This window comes from Xenorhabdus griffiniae (assembly GCF_015163655.1).
Taxonomy (GTDB): domain Bacteria; phylum Pseudomonadota; class Gammaproteobacteria; order Enterobacterales; family Enterobacteriaceae; genus Xenorhabdus; species Xenorhabdus griffiniae.
Window position 1 is genome coordinate 47,439 of record NZ_JADEUF010000007.1, and the last position, 16,390, is coordinate 63,828.

Here is a 16,390-nt window from a genome sequence, read left to right on the forward strand (position 1 = left end):
CTTTATAAAAAAGGTGTTACATCACCTTCGCCTTCACGAAGAATTACGGGCGAATCCCCCGTCAAATCTACTACCGTCGTCGGTTGCTGCCCAAGATAACCACCGTGAATGATTAAATCAACTTGTTTACCCAAAGTATCCTTAATCTCTTCAGGATCCGATTCGGCAAAATCATTTCCGGGCAGAATCAAGCTACATGACATCAATGGTTCACACATCCCTTCCAGCAATGCCAACGCAATAGGATTAGAAGGAACACGTAAACCAATCGTCTTACGTTTTTCGTTCATCAAGCGACGCGGTACTTCTTTTGTTGCCTGTAAAATAAACGTGTAATTACCAGGTGTGTTATTTTTAATCAACCTGAACGCCTGGTTATCTACATGGGCATAAGTGGCAATTTCAGATAAGTCACGACACATCAAGGTAAAATTGTGGCGTCCTTCCAATTGGCGAATACGGCATATACGGGTCATAGCATCCTTATTTTCCAGGCAACAACCAATGGCATAACCTGAATCAGTAGGATAGATGACAACTCCGCCCTTTTTCAGTGCATCCACACTTTGGTCAATAAGACGGACTTGTGGATTGTCAGGGTGGATATAAAAAAACTGGCTCATACAATAACCTCTATACTTCTATGCAGTCCAAGCCGTGACCAGTCGTGCCATATCGGTACAACATCACCGGGTAACCACAAATTGCGCCCAAGTTCTATCCATGAACAAGGTTGGTGAAAATCCGATCCTAATGATACTTTCAACCCATATTCTCTTGCCAGTTGACCAAGTTGCTGTCTTTCATTAGGGGCTTGCTGGCACTGTGCAACTTCCATTGCATCACCACCATGTTGTTTAAACCAAAATATTAACCGTTTTAACCATTTCGTCGACAAATTATACCTGCCGGGATGGGCAATCACAGCCTGTCCCCCTGCCTGATGAATGGTTTCAATAGCCTGCTCGATTGTACACCATTGCGGTGGAACATAACCGATTTTTCCCTTTACCAAATATTTTTTGAACACTTTCGGGATAGTCGGTACAACTCCCGTTTCTACCAAATAACGGGCAAAATGGCCGCGAGTGACTTGTCCACCATTGGCTAATCTGGATGCCCCTTCCCAGGCATCAGCAATGCCTGCTTTGGCTAATCGTTTTCCCATTTCAACACCACGCTGTTGCCTTAAATCAACCTGATGCGCTAAAAACTTCCTTAAGGAAATAGAGTGGATATCAATATCTAAGCCAACGATATGAATTTCCAGATTTTGCCATAATGTCGAAATTTCAACGCCGGATATCAAAGTTAATGGCAAATTATTTTGCTGAATATGGTTTAAAGCGGGCGGGATCCCCTCCGTCGTATCATGATCGGTGATTGCCAGTACATCAATTCCCATAGCAATAGCTCTGTCCACGAGCTGATCAGGTGATAAAACGCCATCTGAAGCAGTCGTATGGCTATGCAGATCATAGCGTCTTGTCATTTCACTGGCGGCTTCAATCATTGTTTTTTAACCTGTTTTCGGATGGGAAGAAGGCACTATCGATTAAGTGATATGAAGCGCTATCAAGCGCAAAGCGGTTATGATAACACAAGAAGAAAAAAAATCATTGACAAGCAACCCACGAACTAGTTTACTAGTACGCAGGTTGACTGAGACACTCTTTACTAAAAAAACTTTTATCAAAAAACCATTGAACCAATGAGGCACTCGAAATGAGCGTATTTATGCAAACTAAGCAGTCAAAGCGTTGGTGGCACAACTTCCCAGTCAGGGCGGTTGGCTCACGCACGTAAGTTCAGAATAGATACGCAAGTGCCAAAACCCGCCCTAAGAGGCGGGTTTTTTTATAAATAAAGATTAGAAACGGGGTATGAAGATGACTGGCAAAGAATTTAATATCTCTATAAATCAGGTAGATACTCTCTACCAAACAGATCCAACACTGCTTTTTCATCAACTTTGTAATAATCGCCCAGCAACGTTATTGCTGGATTCTGCTGAAATTCACAGTAAAAAGAATCTCAAAAGCATTTTGATCATTGATAGTGCTATGCGCATCACGGCCAACGGGCGTCAAGTTACTTTTGAGGCACTCACTGAAAACGGCCAAAACCTGCTCCCGATACTCACTAACTTACTATCAGGTAAAGCTCAATTAGATGTAGAACTGAAGGTTATGCGAGCACGGTTTCCGGTCATTGAGCACAATCTGGACGAAGATAGCCGGCTAAAATCCGATTCAGTTTTTGATGCATTGCGTGCCCTGGCAGCGCTAGCCTCTTTTTCAGAAAACCCCGATGCCATTTTTGTTGGTGGATTGTTTGCTTACGATTTAGTCGCCGGGTTTGAACCATTACCTAAAGTAGAAGCTCACCAACGCTGTCCTGATTTCTGTTTTTATCTCGCAGAAACGCTATTAGTGATCGATCATCAAGAGAAACATTCACGTCTACAAACTTCATTGTTTGGCGAATCTGATTCAGAAAGAAAACGCCTTAAAGAGCGTTTAGCAACCTTAGTTGCAGCCATTTCAGCTCCGCTTCAGCCTCTCTTACCTGTCACATTGCCTGATATTACTGTTGGCTGTAACCAAAGTGATGAACAATACGCAAATATCGTGCGTCAGCTACAGCGATTTATCCGTCAAGGGGATATTTTTCAGGTAGTTCCATCGCGTCGTTTCACCTTGCCATGCCCTTCTCCGCTGAACGCTTATCATGTATTGAAAAAACAAAACCCAAGCCCTTATATGTTTTTTATGCAAGATCAAGATTTTTGCCTGTTTGGGGCTTCACCAGAAAGTGCTCTTAAATATGATGCCAACAACCGCCAGATCGAAATTTATCCGATAGCCGGTACTCGACCACGTGGACGTGATCACAACGGGGAATTGGATGCCGATCTTGATAGCCGAATTGAGCTGGAAATGCGCACGGATGCGAAAGAAATGTCTGAACACGTGATGTTAGTCGATTTAGCTCGCAACGATTTAGCCCGTATCTGCGAACCGGGCAGTCGATATGTCGCCGATTTAACCAAAGTCGATCGTTATTCATTTGTTATGCACCTGGTTTCCCGTGTTATCGGCACACTTCGACATGATTTAGATGCCTTCCACGCCTATCAAGCCAGCATGAATATGGGTACATTGACGGGAGCCCCTAAAGTTCGGGCGATGCAACTCATCGCAGAATATGAAGGTGTACGGCGTGGCAGTTATGGCGGAGCCGTCGGTTACTTCACGGGCAAAGGGGATTTTGATACCTGCATAGTGATACGTTCTGCCTATGTGGAAAACGATCAAGCCACCATTCAAGTTGGAGTCGGTGTCGTGCTGGACTCTATTCCTCAGTCAGAAGTAGATGAAACTCACAGTAAGGCCAGAGCTGTTATTCGCGCTATTGCACAAGCGCATCATGTGGAGGTGACATTCTGATGGCTAATATTCTTTTACTCGATAATGTAGATTCCTTCACATATAACCTTGTAGATCAACTGCGTACTCATGGTCACCATGTTGTTATTTACCGCAATACCGTGCCAGCAGACGTCATTATTGCCAAACTTAATGAGATGGCATCTCCTCTTTTAATGTTATCCCCTGGTCCAGGGAAACCCTCAGAGGCAGGCTGTATGCCCGCATTGATTAAACAAGTAATAGGCCAGATCCCGATAATCGGAATTTGTCTTGGACATCAGGCGATTATTGAAGCTTACGGAGGAAAAATCTCTGCTGCTCAGGAAATTTTGCATGGCAAAGCAACACCGGCCATCCATGATGGGAAAAATATGTTTTCCGGCCTCCCAAATCCTTTGTCTGTCGCCCGTTACCATTCTCTTGCCGCTGTGCATACTCCGGCAGAACTGACTGCTTCTGCTTCATGCGGTGATATTGTGATGGCTGTGCGACATGATGAGCACAAAGTTTGTGGTTTTCAGTTTCATCCCGAATCTATCTTGACTACACAGGGTGCCAAACTCCTTGAACAAACTCTAGCCTGGGCATTGAACTAACAATTTCAAAGATAGATGAGTTTAAGGGTATCGAATTAAAAGCACTCAACTTACAGGAATGGGAAGATGCAGTTGATTTTTGACAAATTATTCAGTGCTCAGGCATTGACACAACAAGAAAGCCAGCAGCTATTCACCGCCATTATTCATGGTGAGCTGAACGATACACAACTGACTGCCGTATTAATTAGCCTGAAACTGCGGGGCGAGCAGCCACAAGAAATTGCGGGCGCAGCCCAGGCGTTCCTGGCAAACGCAGCCCCCTTTCCTCGCCCGGATTACACGTTTTGTGATATCGTCGGCACAGGTGGAGACGGTTCCAATAGCATCAATATTTCAACAGCCAGCGCCTTTATTGCTGCTGCCTGTGGCCTTAAGGTGGCAAAACATGGAAATCGCAGTATTTCCAGTCGGTCTGGATCATCTGATTTATTAGCTGCATTCGGCATTGCATTAGATGCTCAAGCTGAAGAATCACGCAAGGCTTTGGATGAAATTGGTGTCTGTTTCCTGTTCGCCCCCCAATATCACAGTGGATTCCGTCATGCGGTGCAAGTACGCCAGCAACTAAAAACCCGAACACTATTTAATGTACTTGGCCCGTTGATCAATCCAGCGCGTCCTCCTGTGTCTCTCATCGGCGTCTATCACCCTGAATTAGTTGAACCCATAGCCCATACCTTACACGCTTTAGGTTATCAACGCGCTGCCGTTGTACACAGCGGAGGAATGGATGAAGTTGCCTTACATGCACCAACTTATGTTGCAGAGCTTAATCACGGTGAAATTCGCCAATATCAATTAACAGCAACCGATTTTGGTTTGCCAAACCATCCAATATCATCACTGCAAGGTGGATCACCAGAAGAAAACCGCAACATGTTGGCAATGTTGTTACAAGGTCACGGAAACCAAGCCCATGCTCATGCCGTAGCAGCCAATGTAGCTCTGTTAATGAAGATCCACGGGCAAGAAAACCTACGGGAAAACACTCAATTGGCACTCGATACTATTTACAGCGGCCAGGCTTATGAAAAAGTAACGGCATTGGCAGCAAGGACCAGATCATGAAAACCAGCGTATTACAGAAAATTGTTGAAGATAAAGCGGCATATCTGATTACTCGTAAAGCAGAGCAACCGCTGGAGAGCTTTATTGCTGATATCGTTCCAAGTCATCGTCGGTTTTATCAGGCATTGGCTCATAAGCAAACCGTTTTTATTTTGGAATGCAAAAAGGCATCCCCTTCAAAGGGATTGATTCGCGAAGATTTCGATCCTGTCCATATTGCTAAAACTTATCAACCTTATGCCGCTGCAATCTCTGTCCTGACCGATGAAAAATACTTTCAGGGCAGTTATGATTTTCTCGCCATGGTCAGTTCTGCTGTCCATCAACCTGTTTTGTGCAAAGATTTTATTATTGATGCCTATCAGGTTTATCTTGCCCGTTATTATCAGGCTGATGCTATTTTACTGATGCTGTCTGTCCTTGATGATGATACATATCGTAAATTATCGGCATTGGCCCACAGCCTTGATATGGGTGTATTGACCGAAGTCAGTAATGAAGATGAACGGCAACGGGCAATTAAATTGGGCGCAAAGGTTATTGGTATCAATAATCGGGATCTCCGTGATTTGTCCATTGATTTAGAGCGTACCCGTAAATTGTCGGTGGGTTTACCTGAAGACACCATCGTCATCAGTGAATCCGGTATCCACCAGCATCGTCAGGTGCGAGAATTAAGCCAATTTGCCAATGGTTTTCTTATCGGTAGTTCTTTAATGGCACAACAAAATTTAGATCTCGCCTTACGACGCCTAATTTTGGGTGACAACAAAGTTTGTGGCTTGACTCGCCCACAAGATGCCAAAGCTGCGTTGCAAATGGGTGCCGTTTACGGTGGTTTAATTTTTGCCGAAAAATCACCGCGCAAAATCAGTCTGCAAAAAGCTCAACAAATCATCAATGAAGCCTCTCTGCTATATGTTGGTGTGTTTCAAAATCAACCCATTGATTTTGTCAATAATACTGCCCGTAGGCTTTCACTCACCGCAGTGCAACTGCACGGAAGTGAAGATGAAAACTACATCAACGCTCTGCGCTCGGTACTACCTGAACATTGTGAAATTTGGAAAGCCATTAATATGTCTAAGGCTGAGGACGTTTCCGTAATACCTCATGTTGATCACTTACTGTTGGATAACGGAGCTGGCGGAACGGGAAAACCATTTGACTGGCAATTAATTAATCCATTAATTCAGCATAACAGTTTTCTGGCGGGTGGCCTGAATGCTGAAAACTGTCAACTGGCAGCAACTCTTGGTTGCTATGGATTGGATTTTAACTCAGGCGTTGAAGTGTCTCCAGGCATCAAAAGCAGCCAGAAAATCAAGCAGGTGTTTCAACAATTGCGCTGTTATCACTAATTTTTCAGATAAAAATGGATGAGTAGAGTATGAGTAAACTGAATCCTTATTTTGGCGACTTTGGCGGGCAATTTGTGCCACAAATTTTAATCCCTGCACTTAACCAATTAGAAAATGCTTTTATTGATGCACAGAAAGATCCTGAATTTCAGTATGCATTTCAGGATCTCTTAAAAAACTATGCAGGTAGACCTACTGCCTTAACGCTGTGTCAAAACCTGACGAAAGGGACAAAAACACGTTTATATCTGAAACGTGAAGATTTGCTTCACGGCGGTGCTCACAAAACCAATCAGGTCTTAGGGCAAGCATTGTTGGCAAAACGCATGGGAAAGCATGAAATTATTGCTGAAACAGGCGCAGGTCAACATGGCGTCGCCACCGCGCTGGCTTGTGCACTATTGGGGCTGAAATGCCGTATTTATATGGGAGCAAAAGATATTGAACGCCAATCGCCCAACGTTTTTCGTATGCGTTTGATGGGCGCAGAAGTTATCCCTGTCCACAGCGGTTCGGCAACCTTGAAAGATGCCTGTAACGAAGCAATGCGTGACTGGTCAGGTTGCTATGAGAAAGCACATTATCTATTGGGCACTGCCGCTGGCCCTCATCCCTATCCGACAATGGTACGAGAATTCCAACGTATGATTGGTGAAGAAGCCAAAGCTCAAATTCTGGAAAAAGAAGGCCGTTTACCTGATGCAGTCATTGCCTGCATTGGTGGTGGTTCAAATGCCATCGGTTTATTTGCTGAATTTATTCCAGAAAATGATGTCCGCTTGATTGGTGTTGAACCCGCGGGGCATGGTATTGAAACTGGAGAGCATGGTGCCCCATTGAAACACGGAAAATTGGGAATTTACTTTGGCATGAAAGCACCCATTATGCAGACAGAAGATGGACAAATTGAAGAATCTTATTCCATTTCGGCGGGTTTAGATTTTCCTTCCGTTGGTCCACAACATGCCTATTTAAACAGTATCGGTAGAGCCGATTATGTTTCAATTACTGATGATGAAGCGCTAGATGCTTTCCAGGAACTCTCACGCAATGAAGGTATTATTCCGGCACTGGAATCCTCTCATGCGTTGGCTTACGCCTTGAAAATGATCCATGAATCCCCAGACAAGGAACAACTATTAATTGTCAATTTATCTGGCCGTGGTGACAAAGACATCTTTACCGTTCACGATATTTTAAAATCCAGGGGGGAAATCTGATGGGACGTTACGAACAACTTTTTAAGAAGCTGCAAAACAAAAACCAAGGCGCTTTTGTTCCTTTTGTCACCCTCGGTGATCCTAATCCCGCATTGTCGTTGGAAATTATTGATACCTTAATTTCAGGTGGTGCTGACGCCCTTGAATTGGGTATTCCGTTCTCAGATCCCCTGGCTGACGGCCCAACTATCCAAAATGCCAATCTGCGCGCGTTATCATCCAAGGCCACGCCTACATTATGTTTTAACCTGCTGGCTAAAATTCGGGCTAAATACCCTGATATACCCATTGGCCTGTTAGTTTACGCTAATCTCGTCTTTCACAATGGCATTGATGAATTTTATCGTCGCTGCAAAGATGCCGGTGTTGATTCTGTTCTTGTGGCTGATGTACCGTTATCCGAGTCATCGCCTTTCCGTTCAGCCGCCATAAAGCATGATATTGCCCCGATCTTTATTTGTCCCCCAAATGCAGATGATGATTTATTACGTGAAGTTGCTTCATTTGGACGGGGATATACCTATCTGCTATCAAGAGCAGGAGTAACTGGTAGTGAAAATCGTGCTCAACAACCACTTAGCCATATTGTCAATAAACTCAAAGAATATCACGCAGCTCCTGCTATACAAGGTTTTGGCATTTCAGAGCCAGAGCAGGTTATAACCGCTCTCAATGGTGGTGCGGCGGGTGCAATTTCAGGTTCAGCTGTTGTCAGAATTATTGAAAATAACTTACATCAACCCAATATCATGCTGGCAAAATTAATGGATTTTGTTCGTGCCATGAAAAACGCCACACAATTATAAGCCCACTAACAAAAAATGGGGCAATGACGCCCCATTGGTTCTCTCTTATGTCACAGTCAAACACATACGTAGCTTTAGTTAGAAACTATAACCAACACCGAACATAAAGACCCATGGATCAAGACGGGTTTTATATTTTTTCTCTTCTACATCACCAACTTTGAATTTCACATCAGTCTCAATATTCATCCACCAAAGCGAAGTATTCAGCATCCAGTTTTTGTTTAGTTGATAATCCAGGCCAACCTGCCCAGCGATACCCCAAGAATCTTTCAGATCTAAGCTATTTAAATTAACGGCCTTCACGGTTGCATTATTACTAAATTTTTCGCTAAAGAAAGTCGTGTAGTTAACACCAATCCCGACATAAGGACGAAATTCATTTTCTGATGAACCAAAATAATATTGTGCCATTAGCGTTGGTGGTAAATGTTTAACTTCAGCGATTTCACCCGCTCCCGGCAAACTGACCCTATGCTGGAATGGTGTCGCTGCCAATAATTCAACACCAATATTATCAGTAATCATGTAACCAAAAGTTAAGCCCAACTGGGTATTATTATTGACACCAAAAGATCCCAATTCTAATACATTATCAGAACCCGCATGCGGCCTTACCGTTGCTGTACCTGCACGGAACAAGAAGTCACCTGCTTCATGGGCAAAAGTCAATGACGGGGCTAACGTAGCAGCAGCCAATACAAGCGCAGAAATCTTTTTCATTATCCATCCCATTTATGTGGTTTTAAAACAGTCAGAAATATACTCGTTTGTTTACTATTGTGATCTAAGATAGATCACATCTTTTAAATATTTTTGGCGCAGTAAGGTATTTACCACTTTATTATTTCATTTACTGGATATTTTAAATTGATCCAAATCAAAATTTTCTGCGTATTAATTTTAATGCCATCCACGATTTATATCTTGATATCAACTTTTGGATGAACAACAATAAATAATAATATAAATCATATATCTTTATTTAATGCCCTTATCCTTTATTAACAAAAATTTAATAAATTGATCATTTATATAAAATCCACACTGAGGAGGATTGGCAAAAAAAAATTCTTCCCCCAACAGCCTCAAGATACAAGATCAAGTATTAGAGTAAATCTTAGCCTCAACAAGGCCCAGTGGGAGAAAGCTACAATTTGACGATATCTGTTAATGCGTCTGTGTATAAGAACCCCCGAAAATGCAGTATTAATTAACTGATATAATAGAGGTTCGCTTGGAAAACGGAAAACATCCCATACCAAGTATATTTTTTAACCCAAAGACACAACATAAATAAAACGAATAGCCACAACCACCACTCGTTTATCATTTTTAACGATTATTTCTTTCCTGGGCCTTCAGATATGCAGGTCTACTCATAGCTCTGTCCATGTAATCCTTTATTTCTGAACTTATAGCTATACCACATAATTTTGCCCACAAAAGAGTGTGTGTCACGAAGATATCAGCTAACGTAAAGTTAGGGCCTGTTATCCATTCGTAACCTTCATTTAGCCTGATTTGGTTAACTGCTCTGTTTGCTTCGCTTTTGGCGTAATCTATGAGCCCTAGGTTTCGCTGATTTTCTGGAATGAAAACTTGCTGTTTCAATAAGTTCCACACTGGAGACTCGAGGTCAGTAAGAGCATAGCTCAACCATGAGTTAATAATGGATCTCGGTTTCGGCTCGGTAGGATAGAATGTTGCAGAAGGATATTTTTCACAAATATATATACATATTGCCAGTGTTTCTTCAATAGACACATCTCCATCACTCAGAAAAGGGACTTTTCCTCGTGAATGGAGGAATTTTATGCAAGAAGTTGGATTAAACAGATCAACCTTGATCGATTCATAAGGCGCCCCAATCTCTTCCAGAGTCCAGAGAACTCTCAACGATCTACTTTTAGGGTAAGTATATATTTTCATGATGTTGATTCCTGATTTGTGGATTTAATCCTGAGAATTGTTTGGTGTAATGTGTTAAATTCACGCACCATGATACTGGTTCCTTCTTTTTGGCATTCGAGTACGGCCTGTTGTTGAGACCAATACCACGTCCAGTTAAGTCGTGTATCGTGTTAATATGGTTTAAAAAAGCCAAATGTTATATTTTACAGCTTCGCTTCCACTAGGCCAACAAGGTACAATTGTGCACTATTGTTGTTTTATTTGATAGGAGCCACTTTTATGCCCATCACGGCAAATACCCTGTATCGTGACAGTATCAATTTTTTAAAGAATCAATGGTTGAATATCGTCATCCTCTCTGTCTTGGCCACGTTGGTGGCAACACTGTTGGGGTATTTACTCATACCAAATGAGGAACAACTCAATTTATTGGCCGAGTTGCAAAATATAGTCAGAGAGTCCGGCAACACAGGTATTCAACGTTTCGTGGTGCAATTAACGCCGGATGAGCAGTTCACGTTAATGCGCACAATGCTAGGGATTTTATTTACCCAAATATTTGGTAATACCCTACTAACGGCCAGTGTGTTGGTACTTATCAATGCTATCTCTCGCGGTCAGCAAACAAATGCTATTCGTGCCAGTACATTATCAATAACACAACTCCCTAAGATGTTCTTGCTAATGTTTATTTGTACCCTGTTGGTCCAAATTGGCTACGCTTTAATGGTCCTGCCAGGGATCCTGTTTTCTATTGCATTCTCACTGGCTCCTATTTTTTTGTTTGAAAAAGGCAAAAATGTTTTTGCAGCCATGCAAAATAGTTGGAAGTTAGCATTTGGTAATCTGCGCTTGTTGATCCCAGCTATACTGCTATGGCTTGCCGCCAAGCTAATCCTGGCTCTTGTGCTGACAAAAATGCCCAATATGTTGCTATCAGTGCTGGATAATTTCTTATCATCTCTGTTACTGATTTACCTATTCCGCCTGTATATGTTGGCCAGACCACAAAATAAAACCACAAACGATATTTAATAGTCACCTAAAATCGTTCACCTCACGGCAATGCTGCGAGGTGAACCGCAGTTACTTTTCCTGTTTGTCCTCCACGTGCTGCTTACTTTGAAGTAAACGAATGGCAAAATAGAGATCCGGCACAACTATCAAATCGTCATCACTACGACTGAGTTTGTTTTGTTTAATCCAGCGGTTCAGTTCTGTCCTGCGCCCTGCCAAGACCAATGTCACACCTTTCTTTTTTAATTCTGTGATTAACTCATCCAACACGGCAAAAACACTGACATCATCATAGGTAAAACTGACCGTCGCATCGACTACTAACCATACAGGACCATTTGCAGCACTGTTCACATGCTGTAATACCCGTTTTTTGAAATATCCGGCGTTAAAATAAGTGAGTGGAGAGTTAAAACGGTACATCATAATGCCATCTACTGGTTTGATATCATTATGCTTATGGATGGAACGAACCATACCTTGGTCATTCACACCCAACAGCTGATCCGAAGGCCGAAAAACTATTCGCAGAAATTGCAATAATCCCAGCAAAACGGCAAAACCAATACCATCGATCACCCCCACCAGCAAGACGGCAATTAACGTAAAAATTGACAGGGTAAAAGCCTGGCGATTACGTTTTCGATAAGCCCAAAGATTTTTTAAACTCAATAAAGACCAAGTGGAAAAGATCAAAACAATACCCAGTGATGACAAAGGGATATACACCAAAAATTCGGTCATAAATAGCAATACCAGCAAAATGGCACAAGCCGCTATCACCGACACCATTTGCGTTTTACCACCTAGTGCATCATTGACCGCAGTACGGCTACCCGCAGCACTGACAGCAAAACCTTGTGATAATGACGAGGCGATATTGGCAATACCCAATGCCTTAAGCTCCTGATCTGCATCAACTTGGTAGCCATTCTTACTGGCAAAACTACGAGCAGTCATCATAAAACTGACGAAACTGATCACCGCTAAGTTAATGGAAGGAACCACTAAATCACGTATGATACCGAGTTCAAATTCGGGTATAGGAACAATAGGCAAACCACTCCCCATACTCCCCACAATCTGGATACCATATTGACTGAGTTCAAATTGCCAACTGATATAAGTCGATACGATCATGGCCACCAGTGGTGCCGGCCAACTCGGACGGAGAAAATGTACACTAAGCAGTACCAGCAGCGTCATTACTGACATCCCTACCGTCGGCCAATGAGATTCTAATAAGCTACGGGGAAAAGCAATCAGTCGTTCAATCAATTCCGCAGGCAACCCAGATAGTCCAAAAATTTTAGCCAGCTGATCAGCCATAATAGTGATCGCAACGCCGTTAATAAAACCTTTCAAAATGGGATGAGAGATAAAATCAGCGAAGGCACCCAGACGAAAATGGCTGGCCAAAATACACCAAAATCCCGTCATAAACGTCATCACTATGGCAAGCTGCCAACGTACATGTTCATTGCCCAATGCCAACGGTGTAACAGCGGCAGCAATAACAGCACAAGTTGCAGCATCTGGACCAACAATCAACTGCCGTGAAGTACCGAACAGTGCATACGCAAACATCGGTAAAATACAGGCATATAAACCAATAATGGCACTAATTCCCATTAATTCAGCATAAGCAATCGCAACGGGCAGCGCCACTGCGGCAACAGAGAGACCCGCCCGCATATCATGGCCGAAATACGCTCTACGGTAATGACAGATATTTTCCAAACCTGGCATCCAGCGATGTAATCTTTCCCACAACATAGCTTTTATGTCCTTTTGTGAAAATGGAACCTAGTGATAATACGTAGCTAAATGGAAACTCACAGCTTTCTTCTCCCACACTTAGCTTGTCGCTCATTGTGATAAAATGCTTCAAATAGATGAAAAATGTTTTTTACCTGATAAATAAACCATTTCATTGAGATCTGGTACACTCTGGCACAAATCCAAAAACATGCCATCATTGACTTCACAATGGGTTCAATTTATGAAACAACTTTTAGACTTTTTGCCACTGGTCGTTTTCTTCGTCGTCTACAAAATGTACGACATTTTCTATGCATCTGGCGCCTTGATTGCAGCAACAGGGTTAGCTGTTGTCATTACTTACCTGATTTATCGTAGAGTTGAAAAATCCTCCTTAATTACATTTGTTATGGTTGCTGTTTTCGGCACTCTGACACTGGCCTTCCACAGTGATTTATTTATTAAATGGAAAGTGACTGTCATTTATGCCATTTTTGCTCTGGTATTACTTATCAGCCAATGGGTGATGAAAAAGCCGTTAATTCAACGGATGTTAGGCAAGGAATTAGAATTGCCTGATTTTGTCTGGAACAAACTGAATATGGCTTGGGCGATTTTCTTTATTGCTTGTGCATTAGCAAATATTTATGTCGCTTTCTGGCTACCTCAAGATGTTTGGGTAAACTTTAAAGTGTTCGGGTTAACGGCATTGACACTAGTCTTTACTGTATTGAGTGTGGTATATATCTACCGTCATCTGCCTCGCGAACAAAAATAATATAATGACCTTCATAATGGATACCTGCCGATGCAGCGGCAGGTATTGTTGTATTCACCAAATAAAGCAAGTTTTCTAATGACACAACAACAATGCTTACCAAACGGAGAATTGGTTCTCCGTACACTGGCCATGCCTGCTGATACTAATGCCAATGGGGATATTTTCGGTGGCTGGCTGATGTCTCAAATGGATATTGGCGGCGCAATTTTAGCAAAAGAGATTGCTCTGGGGCGCGTAGTAACTGTTAGCGTAAATGGCATCAGTTTTCTGAAACCGGTTGCGGTAGGTGACGTCGTATGCTGCTACGCCCGTTGTCTGAAAACGGGAAATTCATCTATCACTATTAATATCGAGGTGTGGGTGAAAAAAGTGGCTTCTGAGCCAGTCGGTCAGCGTTATCGTGCTACAGAAGCCGTTTTCACCTATGTTGCCGTTGATGAAAATAACACTTCTCGTCCTTTGCCTGAAGATAAAAGACACTTCAAATTGGAAAGTAGTGATTCAGAGTCATAATTCATTTTGCTGATGAAATTAGGGGATGTTTTACATCCCCTGTTCAGGAAAGAGACGTTTTGGTCAGTTAGGATTGTGAAATGCCCGTAGTTTTAAACTCGATAGTTGTTATATGTCCGGTAGCAGGAATTTTTTCATAACGCCATTTTCTCATCGCTTTTTTCACTTCACGTTCAAAGACATTCTTCGGATTGGCAGAAATAATTTCAATATTCTTAACTCGGCCATTTTCATCAATATCAAATTTTACCTTTACCGTCCCCTCAGTGCCTAGCTGTAGTGCTCTGGATGGATAAACGGGCTCTGGCCTATTCAATGCCTTTGGTCCGTTTTGTACCCCAACTTTTTCACTAATGGTATGGTGCTCCGATTTTTGATCATCCAAATTCTTTGCCGTCTGAGTTTCTTGATCAGAAACAGGGTTCAGCGGTTGTTCTGAAGCTCTTTCTGTCTTTTTCTCTCTTGGCTTAACTTCTTTTTTGACAATTTTTTTCTTTTCAGGTTTAGGCTTAGGCAGAGCAATTTCCGCAATAGGTTCAGGCTCCGGCTCAGGAAGTGATTCAGACACGGCAGGTTTGGAAACCGGTGCCTCTTCAGCAGCCAACTGGATCATGGCAACAGACATAGACGTAACTTCTGCCTGTTCCCTTGGTTTAATGGCATGGAAAAGTGCCGCAGCAATAGAGATGTGTAAACAAATGGAAAGTAGTATCGGCCAATGTATCCAACGCATAAGAGAATTCTTGCTTAACAGCATGATAGTCAGTTTTCAGATAGATATTAGTTTAAATGCAAATGACTATCATATTCAATAAAGATTCAAAAACATCTATCTCTGACTTGCATTTTTCAAGCTAAAACCTTATTGGATACACACGCTCATTCCAGTCATATCGCATAATTATTGGAGGCTAAAAATATTTTTCTTAACGGAAAAATATCAAGCCGTTAAGAAAACGCTGCACATTGACTCTAAGCAATTTGCACTATACGCATTAAACTTCAAGTTGCAATTTACAACACGCTATGAAACCTGATTTCTCCCCGCTTAGCGGGGAGAAATCACACGCATCTTGAAGTTAGATTGGTATATATTAACATTAAATCCACTCTATATTCTGGGTGAATAGAATCGATTTGCGACGCTTATAAGCATCTGCCTTACGCAGTGCATATATTCGTAAATTACGACGTGACTGCCCTTCCAACCAGCGACGGCGACGGCAAAGACTTTGGCGGAGCATTCTCCAACGCCCGACTTCTCTTCTACTATGTTTCATAAATATTCCGGGTAATCTCTCATTGAATGAATAATATTATTCTTAATTGTCACTATTAGCGATGTCAACCCATTGCCAATCTACTCCATGTAAAATGGGAGGATTACCCCTCGAAGCGGGGGGAAATCAGGTTTCATAGCGTGTTGTAAATTGCAACTTGAAGTTTAATGTGTATATTACCAACCATTCATGATTTATTTATAAATAGGTTTTCATAATACTGAGAGTATCAGATGTTGGAATTCCTTACCCCGCGCGCCGCGCGGGGTAAGGAATACTCTTATCATTTTGAAACGCTATTTATCAATTTGCATATATTGCATACAGTTTATAAAGTCAAGTCGTCGTTATAAGTGGCTAAATAGTCATGGCATTTATCATAATTAGCGCTTTTTGCTAAAATTGCACTCTATTCAATTAACAGGGCGAGATCTCACATTTTTAGCAAGGTTATTGAGGTTAAATAAAGACCAGAATATGATTTTTTATAGCTATTTCTCCCATGAAAACGCTAAGATCACGCTATTGCATAAAAATAGCGATCATAACAATGAGTATTTTTTATTTTATCAGCAAGATAGATGACCCACGTTCTGACATCAATAAAAAACATGAATTGATGGATGTGATTTTTTTGGC

16 protein-coding genes and 1 other annotated feature are annotated in these 16,390 nt (G+C 42.1%); of the genes, 9 read left to right on the forward strand and 7 right to left on the reverse strand.

Annotated features, from left to right (window positions below):
• Nucleotides 1-2: 2 nt before the first annotated feature.
• A complete protein-coding gene (locus tag IQ211_RS02720; protein ID WP_189759542.1) occupies nt 3-623 on the reverse strand; it encodes an L-threonylcarbamoyladenylate synthase in 621 nt (206 codons plus the stop codon).
• Complete coding sequence (gene rnm / locus IQ211_RS02725) at nt 620-1,513, reverse strand: RNase RNM (RefSeq protein ID WP_189759541.1); 894 nt, start codon at nt 1,511-1,513, stop codon at nt 620-622. Before rnm ends, IQ211_RS02720 begins: the two co-directional genes overlap by 4 nt.
• Nucleotides 1,514-1,755: 242 nt before the next feature.
• Nucleotides 1,756-1,861, forward strand: a sequence feature (Trp leader region).
• 28 nt (nt 1,862-1,889) lie between these two features.
• On the opposite strand from rnm, the gene IQ211_RS02730 reads away from it, so the two are divergent.
• The 6 genes from IQ211_RS02730 to trpA all read left to right on the forward strand — a co-directional run bounded on the left by IQ211_RS02730 (nt 1,890) and on the right by trpA (nt 8,485).
• Complete coding sequence (locus IQ211_RS02730) at nt 1,890-3,449, forward strand: anthranilate synthase component 1 (RefSeq protein WP_189759540.1); 1,560 nt, start codon at nt 1,890-1,892, stop codon at nt 3,447-3,449.
• Complete coding sequence (locus tag IQ211_RS02735; protein ID WP_189759539.1) at nt 3,449-4,027, forward strand: glutamine amidotransferase-related protein; 579 nt, start codon at nt 3,449-3,451, stop codon at nt 4,025-4,027. Before IQ211_RS02730 ends, IQ211_RS02735 begins: the two co-directional genes overlap by 1 nt.
• A 66-nt stretch (nt 4,028-4,093) precedes the next feature.
• Nucleotides 4,094-5,098, forward strand: coding sequence for an anthranilate phosphoribosyltransferase (gene trpD, locus IQ211_RS02740; RefSeq protein WP_189759538.1), 1,005 nt, complete (start codon nt 4,094-4,096; stop codon nt 5,096-5,098).
• Nucleotides 5,095-6,459 carry a bifunctional indole-3-glycerol-phosphate synthase TrpC/phosphoribosylanthranilate isomerase TrpF gene (gene trpCF / locus IQ211_RS02745; RefSeq protein WP_189759537.1) on the forward strand — a complete coding sequence of 455 codons (1,365 nt, stop codon included), beginning with the start codon at nt 5,095-5,097 and terminating at the stop codon, nt 6,457-6,459. Before trpD ends, trpCF begins: the two co-directional genes overlap by 4 nt.
• Nucleotides 6,460-6,488: 29 nt before the next feature.
• Entirely contained in the window at nt 6,489-7,679 is a 1,191-nt protein-coding gene (gene trpB / locus IQ211_RS02750; RefSeq protein ID WP_189759536.1) for a tryptophan synthase subunit beta, read from the forward strand.
• Nucleotides 7,679-8,485, forward strand: coding sequence for a tryptophan synthase subunit alpha (trpA, locus tag IQ211_RS02755; RefSeq protein ID WP_189759535.1), 807 nt, complete (start codon nt 7,679-7,681; stop codon nt 8,483-8,485). The genes trpB and trpA overlap by 1 nt, the downstream gene beginning before the upstream one ends.
• Nucleotides 8,486-8,563: 78 nt before the next feature.
• Here the strand turns inward: trpA and ompW are convergent, their stop codons facing one another.
• A complete protein-coding gene (gene ompW / locus IQ211_RS02760; protein WP_189759534.1) occupies nt 8,564-9,208 on the reverse strand; it encodes an outer membrane protein OmpW in 645 nt (214 codons plus the stop codon).
• Between the two features lie 612 nt (nt 9,209-9,820).
• Complete coding sequence (locus IQ211_RS02765; protein ID WP_189759533.1) at nt 9,821-10,417, reverse strand: glutathione S-transferase family protein; 597 nt, start codon at nt 10,415-10,417, stop codon at nt 9,821-9,823.
• Nucleotides 10,418-10,678: 261 nt separating this feature from the next.
• Between IQ211_RS02765 and IQ211_RS02770 the strand changes: the two genes are divergently transcribed.
• Entirely contained in the window at nt 10,679-11,434 is a 756-nt protein-coding gene (locus tag IQ211_RS02770; protein ID WP_189759532.1) for a YciC family protein, read from the forward strand.
• Between the two features lie 51 nt (nt 11,435-11,485).
• On the opposite strand, the gene IQ211_RS02775 is transcribed toward IQ211_RS02770, so the two are convergent.
• Nucleotides 11,486-13,192, reverse strand: a complete 1,707-nt coding sequence (locus IQ211_RS02775) for a SulP family inorganic anion transporter (RefSeq protein ID WP_189759531.1) — start codon at nt 13,190-13,192, stop codon at nt 11,486-11,488.
• Nucleotides 13,193-13,418: 226 nt separating this feature from the next.
• Here IQ211_RS02775 and IQ211_RS02780 point away from each other — a divergent pair, with 226 nt between their 5' ends.
• Both IQ211_RS02780 and yciA read left to right on the forward strand, forming a co-directional pair.
• Complete coding sequence (locus IQ211_RS02780; protein WP_189759530.1) at nt 13,419-13,955, forward strand: septation protein A; 537 nt, start codon at nt 13,419-13,421, stop codon at nt 13,953-13,955.
• A 78-nt stretch (nt 13,956-14,033) separates the two neighbouring features.
• Nucleotides 14,034-14,471 carry an acyl-CoA thioester hydrolase YciA gene (gene yciA / locus IQ211_RS02785; protein ID WP_189759529.1) on the forward strand — a complete coding sequence of 146 codons (438 nt, stop codon included), beginning with the start codon at nt 14,034-14,036 and terminating at the stop codon, nt 14,469-14,471.
• 67 nt (nt 14,472-14,538) lie between these two features.
• On the opposite strand, the gene tonB is transcribed toward yciA, so the two are convergent.
• Together tonB and IQ211_RS02795 are read right to left on the reverse strand one after the other, a co-directional pair.
• The gene (tonB, locus tag IQ211_RS02790; protein WP_189759528.1) at nt 14,539-15,228 is read right to left on the reverse strand and encodes a TonB system transport protein TonB; all 690 of its coding nucleotides are present in this window, start codon (nt 15,226-15,228) and stop codon (nt 14,539-14,541) included.
• A 343-nt stretch (nt 15,229-15,571) separates the two neighbouring features.
• A complete protein-coding gene (locus IQ211_RS02795; RefSeq protein WP_189759527.1) occupies nt 15,572-15,751 on the reverse strand; it encodes a YciY family protein in 180 nt (59 codons plus the stop codon).
• Nucleotides 15,752-16,390: the final 639 nt, after the last annotated feature.

What these genes read in the sequence shown, in the direction of transcription:
- IQ211_RS02720 (WP_189759542.1), bottom strand. Translation starts at nt 623, where the DNA reads ATGAGCCAGTTTTTTTATATCCACCCTGACAATCCACAAGTCCGTCTT.
- rnm (WP_189759541.1), bottom strand. Translation starts at nt 1,513, where the DNA reads ATGATTGAAGCCGCCAGTGAAATGACAAGACGCTATGATCTGCATAGC.
- IQ211_RS02730 (WP_189759540.1), top strand. Translation starts at nt 1,890, where the DNA reads ATGACTGGCAAAGAATTTAATATCTCTATAAATCAGGTAGATACTCTC.
- IQ211_RS02735 (WP_189759539.1), top strand. Translation starts at nt 3,449, where the DNA reads ATGGCTAATATTCTTTTACTCGATAATGTAGATTCCTTCACATATAAC.
- trpD (WP_189759538.1), top strand. Translation starts at nt 4,094, where the DNA reads ATGCAGTTGATTTTTGACAAATTATTCAGTGCTCAGGCATTGACACAA.
- trpCF (WP_189759537.1), top strand. Translation starts at nt 5,095, where the DNA reads ATGAAAACCAGCGTATTACAGAAAATTGTTGAAGATAAAGCGGCATAT.
- trpB (WP_189759536.1), top strand. Translation starts at nt 6,489, where the DNA reads ATGAGTAAACTGAATCCTTATTTTGGCGACTTTGGCGGGCAATTTGTG.
- trpA (WP_189759535.1), top strand. Translation starts at nt 7,679, where the DNA reads ATGGGACGTTACGAACAACTTTTTAAGAAGCTGCAAAACAAAAACCAA.
- ompW (WP_189759534.1), bottom strand. Translation starts at nt 9,208, where the DNA reads ATGAAAAAGATTTCTGCGCTTGTATTGGCTGCTGCTACGTTAGCCCCG.
- IQ211_RS02765 (WP_189759533.1), bottom strand. Translation starts at nt 10,417, where the DNA reads ATGAAAATATATACTTACCCTAAAAGTAGATCGTTGAGAGTTCTCTGG.
- IQ211_RS02770 (WP_189759532.1), top strand. Translation starts at nt 10,679, where the DNA reads ATGCCCATCACGGCAAATACCCTGTATCGTGACAGTATCAATTTTTTA.
- IQ211_RS02775 (WP_189759531.1), bottom strand. Translation starts at nt 13,192, where the DNA reads ATGTTGTGGGAAAGATTACATCGCTGGATGCCAGGTTTGGAAAATATC.
- IQ211_RS02780 (WP_189759530.1), top strand. Translation starts at nt 13,419, where the DNA reads ATGAAACAACTTTTAGACTTTTTGCCACTGGTCGTTTTCTTCGTCGTC.
- yciA (WP_189759529.1), top strand. Translation starts at nt 14,034, where the DNA reads ATGACACAACAACAATGCTTACCAAACGGAGAATTGGTTCTCCGTACA.
- tonB (WP_189759528.1), bottom strand. Translation starts at nt 15,228, where the DNA reads ATGCTGTTAAGCAAGAATTCTCTTATGCGTTGGATACATTGGCCGATA.
- IQ211_RS02795 (WP_189759527.1), bottom strand. Translation starts at nt 15,751, where the DNA reads ATGAAACATAGTAGAAGAGAAGTCGGGCGTTGGAGAATGCTCCGCCAA.